This window comes from Komagataeibacter kakiaceti JCM 25156 (assembly GCF_000613305.1).
In genome coordinates this window covers 1-4,418 of the sequence record NZ_BAIO01000172.1, presented here as the reverse complement: position 1 = coordinate 4,418, position 4,418 = coordinate 1, and the positions used below count along the sequence as shown (strand labels likewise).

Annotated in this window: 6 protein-coding genes and 1 pseudogene; all 7 read left to right on the top strand. The window is 63.5% G+C overall.

The window, feature by feature from the left end:
* Positions 1–5: 5 nt before the first annotated feature.
* Positions 6–880 (top strand): annotated as a pseudogene (locus JCM25156_RS23255) (SDR family oxidoreductase).
* A gap of 213 nt (positions 881–1,093) precedes the next feature.
* Entirely contained in the window at positions 1,094–1,234 is a 141-nt protein-coding gene (locus tag JCM25156_RS29410) for a hypothetical protein (protein ID WP_159104982.1), read from the top strand.
* Between the two features lie 149 nt (positions 1,235–1,383).
* On the top strand, positions 1,384–1,821 hold the full coding sequence (locus JCM25156_RS09915) for a CHRD domain-containing protein (RefSeq protein ID WP_025812956.1): 438 nt from the start codon (positions 1,384–1,386) through the stop codon (positions 1,819–1,821).
* Positions 1,822–2,272: 451 nt separating this feature from the next.
* Complete coding sequence (locus JCM25156_RS32635) at positions 2,273–2,470, top strand: hypothetical protein (RefSeq protein WP_407637120.1); 198 nt, start codon at positions 2,273–2,275, stop codon at positions 2,468–2,470.
* A gap of 61 nt (positions 2,471–2,531) precedes the next feature.
* Positions 2,532–3,401, top strand: coding sequence for an aldose 1-epimerase family protein (locus tag JCM25156_RS09905; protein WP_025812955.1), 870 nt, complete (start codon positions 2,532–2,534; stop codon positions 3,399–3,401).
* A 189-nt stretch (positions 3,402–3,590) separates the two neighbouring features.
* Positions 3,591–3,818 (top strand): hypothetical protein, encoded by a 228-nt coding sequence (locus JCM25156_RS09900; protein WP_025812954.1) that lies wholly within the window; start codon positions 3,591–3,593, stop codon positions 3,816–3,818.
* Between the two features lie 227 nt (positions 3,819–4,045).
* Positions 4,046–4,418: nitroreductase family protein (locus JCM25156_RS09895; RefSeq protein ID WP_025812952.1), on the top strand; the 373-nt coding region annotated here is incomplete at its 3' end.

Below are 4,418 nucleotides of genomic sequence, written 5' to 3'. Positions count from 1 at the left end.
CCCCGCTGGTGGACCCGGAAAACGCCTATCCGCGCCCGCCGTTCCCCGAACAGTCGCAGCCATGGCCCGGACTTGCGGGAAAGATGACACCGCGCCCCGACCATGGTGAAACCAGCTACCGGGGTTCCGGTCGGCTTGCGGGGCGCAGGGCGCTGATCACGGGCGGGGATTCCGGTCTTGGCCGGGCCGCCGCCATTGCCTATGCGCGGGAGGGGGCGGATGTCGCCATCGCCTACCTGCCACAGGAAGAACCCGATGCGCGGGAAGTCATCGCCCTGATCCGCGCGGAGGGACGCAAGGCCGTGGCCCTGCCCGGTGACCTGCGGGACCGTAAATACTGCGCCAGCGTTGTCGAACGCGCGCACGCGGAACTGGGCGGATTGGACATACTGGTCAGCAACGCGGGTTTCCAGCGCCATCAGGCCTCGATCCTGGATATTACCGATGAGCAGTTCGACGAGACATTCCACACCAACATCTACGCGCTGTTCTATCTGAGCCGGGCGGCCATTCCCCTCATGCCGCGCGGGGGGGCGATCATCGCCACGGCATCGGTCAACGCGTTCAGCCCTTCGGAGATCCTGCTTGATTATTCCGCGACGAAAGGGGCCATTGTCGCCTTCGTCAAATCACTGGCCAAACAGATGGTCCATCGGGGCATCCGGGTGAACGCGATAGCCCCCGGCCCGTTCTGGACGGCGCTCCAGATCAGCGGGGGCCAGACCGAGGACAACATCCACAATTTCGGCGCGGAAACCCCCATGGGCCGTGCGGGCCAGCCGGTGGAACTCGCGCCGGTCTATGTACTTCTGGCCTCATCCGAGGCCAGTTACATCACCGGGCAGGTCTATGCGCCTCCGGCGGGACGGGCGTGGGGTAACAGGCGGCATTCAGGGAGGGCGGCAATCATGCTTGCGGCGTTGGGGGTATCGGTGGCACATGGCGTGAATGCGCTTGATCCTGTCCTGCCTGCTGATGGTGCTTGGCGCCGCGGCATGTTACTTCGCCTTCGGCATGATTACGGATGCCGGACGCTTCATATCGGACTCGCACCCCTGGTAACACGGGCCGCCGTGGCCATGCGGAGGGTGTCATGATGCACTGTCACTGGCTGGGCGCGTATAATCTGGCGGGCGTGCTGTGGCCGCGCCGGGGGTGCTGTTACCGGCGGGTCTCGCTGTGGTTCAGTCCCGATCTGGCATGGATGGAGCGCCCGCGCCCGCTCGATATATGAGGGCGCGCCGGAAGGCGGGGGCTGATAGGGATTTGTATTGCTTATGCCCCCGGTTCATGCATCTGATAAGTTCAGGCGGCGTAAATATTACAGTAAGCAATAAAGCATTATAGTATTGCACGCAGGCAGTGTCCTGTAGTGGAGGTGACATGTTCCGTTTTCCCACCCTGCCCGTCCTTGTCGTGGCCAGCATGGCGATGGCGTCGCCCACCCTTGCGGCGACCGTAAGGCTTGAAGGCCATTTCACGGCGGAACACGGGGCCACGTCCCACCCCGATGGCCTGGTGCGCGCGGCGCTCAACACCCGCACCAACCTGGTGAAATACACACTCACATGGACCGGGCTGAGCGGGCCGGTAACGGCCGCGCATTTCCATGGCCCCGCCCCGGTGGGTGAGGAAGCGGGCGTGCTCGTGCCCATTCCCGCCCCCTACAAATCCGGCCAGCGTGGGTCCGTCCTGCTTTCGTCCGAGCAGGCGCAGGCCCTCCAGAACGGGCAGATTTACGTCAACCTGCATACCGACGCCCTGCCGAACGGGGAGGCCCGCGCCCAGTTGGCCCCGGTTACGCCCGGGAGCGCAAAATAGCGCGCCTGAAAAAATTGCAATATGTCCATGATATAATTTGCATGGCAGGTATTTGTGCGGCACTCTCATGCCGGTGACATAAAAATCATGTCGGCCAAGTAAGGATCCGGGGCGACACTACGCGCCGCAAGTGATGGAGTCTGCTTTTGCGTCTTACATCTTTGGCCGCCGCGGCGGCTGTCATGTCCCTGTCCACCGTTGGCCCTGTCACCCATGCGCGCGCGGTGGATGCGCTGGGCAGCCCGACCGCGACGGTCGCCTTTACCCTCTCGGCGGCGGATCTGGGGGCCGGGGTCTCCTGGGGGAAGGGTGTCCTGACGTTCGAGGGGCGTGACTACCCCTTCAGCGTGCACGGGGCTCAGGGGCCGCCATCGGTTTTTCCAAAACCCATGCGGTTGGAAGCGTCTATAACCTGTACCGCATACAGGATCTTGAAGGCACGTACTGGTCCGTGCAGGGGGAAGCCACGGTCGGCGCGGGCAAGGGGGGAGCCATCATGGAAAACAATAATGGCATCTACATCAAATTCACCTCGCGCAGCAGTGGCGCGCGGCTGGCGTTTTCGGTGGAGCGCCTGACCCTGAAGCTTGGTCCGGCCGCCAGCGCCACCCCACGGCCCGGCATATCTGCTGCCGCGCCACACGGATAGGCAGGCCACGTTCCGATCGTGCATGGTGGGTCCATTGTGAAAAACAGGTGGAGTCACCAGCATGACGGAAGATACCCATGTTTTTGGCGATGGTCGCCTTGGCGCCAGCGTGCGCGCGCATGGGGCCGAACTGTGCGGCCTGCGCGCCGATGGCCGGGATCTGCTGTGGGGCGGGCATGAACCGTGGCGGCGGCAGGCGCCCGTGCTGTTCCCCATCGTGGGGCGGCTTGTGGATGATACGGCGTGGATAGGCGGGCAGGGCTACCGCATGACGCAGCACGGTTTCGCACGGGACAGCGAATTCCGCTGGCTTGAACGGGACGAGACGGGCTGCCGCCTTGAACTGGTGGATACGCCCGCCACGCGCCAGATGTTTCCCTTCGCCTTCAGTCTGGTCATTGAATACCGCATAACACAGGGGCGGCTGACGGTGGGGTACTGCGTCACCAACCCCGATTCCACCCATGTCCTTCCAGCATCACTGGGCGCGCATCCGGCTTTCATATGGCCGCTTGCGCCCGATGTGCCCAAGGACCGGCATGTGATCGAATTCGACCAGCCCGAACCCGAAGGCATCCGCCGCCTCAAGGGCGGGCTGCTGCTGCCCGAATCCTTTCCCACCCCCATAAAGGGGCGTGTGCTGCATCTGGATGAATCACTGTTCACCATGGATGCGCTGATTCTGGACCGGCCCGCCAGCCGGGGCGTCACCTATCGTATTCCCGACGGTCCCGGCCTGCGGCTGACATGGGACGGATTCGCGCAGTTGGGAATATGGATGAAACCGGGCGGGGACTTCATCTGTATCGAGCCATGGCATGGGCTGGCCAGTCCGGTCGGGTTCATGGGTGATTTTTCCGCCCGTCCCGGCGTGTTCCATCTCCAGCCGGGGCAGGAATGGCGGGCTTCGTGGCAGGTTGGCTGTATCTGAACACGATGGTGGGTCCGGCAGGTGTATTTTTCATGCAACACCTGCCGGAACAAGCCCTGCGAAAAGAGCATGGATCGGCCCGGAAATCTGCGAAAATATTATATTTGCAACCACCTGCTTGCGGCGTAGCGTGCGCGGCAGGAGCAGCATGCGGCAAGATCGCCCGCTAGGCTCACGGGAAACGCCTTGATGCGTAGTTTTTCTCCTGTCCCCGTTGTGGGATTTTCCCCGCTTTCCGGTTCTTTCTCCCTCCGCTCCTTCCGCCAGCGCGTTGCCGCCTGGGTGGGGGCCGCCTATCGCAGGCAGGGGATGATGCTGCTGGCGACGCTGCCCAGTATAGCCGTGCCATCAGGCTGCCATGCCGGAATGGAAGGCTCGCCCTCCCTTCTCGCCCTGCGGGGATGGGACCGGAACTGAGTCCCCGGCAGGCCCGTTCAGAAGCCGCCTGCAAACAAGAACCTGATAAAAAACAGTAAAAGTTTTTGGGTGCCGCCTTTTTCCAAAAAGGCGGCGTTCCCTGAAGCTGCGTGAAAAAGCCTCACCAAAAACTTTCGTATGCTTTGCGGACTGTTGTTTGGGCGGGCTCCCGAGCCCCCGGCAACGCGGGGCGTGACAGACCGTCCGCAATGAACGAAAGAAGGGGCATGACCACCATGCCCGAATTCTCCCCCCTGTTCATGGACCAGTTGCACGACCTGTTCCGCTGGCGGCGCGACGTGCGGCATTTCCGGCGTGATCGGGTGCCGGACTCCGTGCTGGATGAACTGCTGCGTGTCGCCTGTCTTGCGCCCTCGGTCGGGTTGAGCGAGCCATGGCGCTTCGTGCGCGTGGATGATCCGCACCGCCGGGACGCGGTCAGGCAGGATTTCACCCGCTGCAATGCCGAGGCGCTGGCGGACCGGACCGGGCCGGACGCCCAGCGCTACGCCCGCCTGAAACTGGCGGGACTGGATGACGCGCCGCATCACATCGCCGTACTGTCGCACCCCGAACCCACGCAGGGGCGTGGGTTGGGGC

Coding starts and splice junctions, on each gene's coding strand:
- JCM25156_RS29410 (WP_159104982.1), top strand. CDS start 1,094: ATGATGCACTGTCACTGGCTGGGCGCGTATAATCTGGCGGGCGTGCTG.
- JCM25156_RS09915 (WP_025812956.1), top strand. CDS start 1,384: ATGTTCCGTTTTCCCACCCTGCCCGTCCTTGTCGTGGCCAGCATGGCG.
- JCM25156_RS09905 (WP_025812955.1), top strand. CDS start 2,532: ATGACGGAAGATACCCATGTTTTTGGCGATGGTCGCCTTGGCGCCAGC.
- JCM25156_RS09900 (WP_025812954.1), top strand. CDS start 3,591: ATGCGTAGTTTTTCTCCTGTCCCCGTTGTGGGATTTTCCCCGCTTTCC.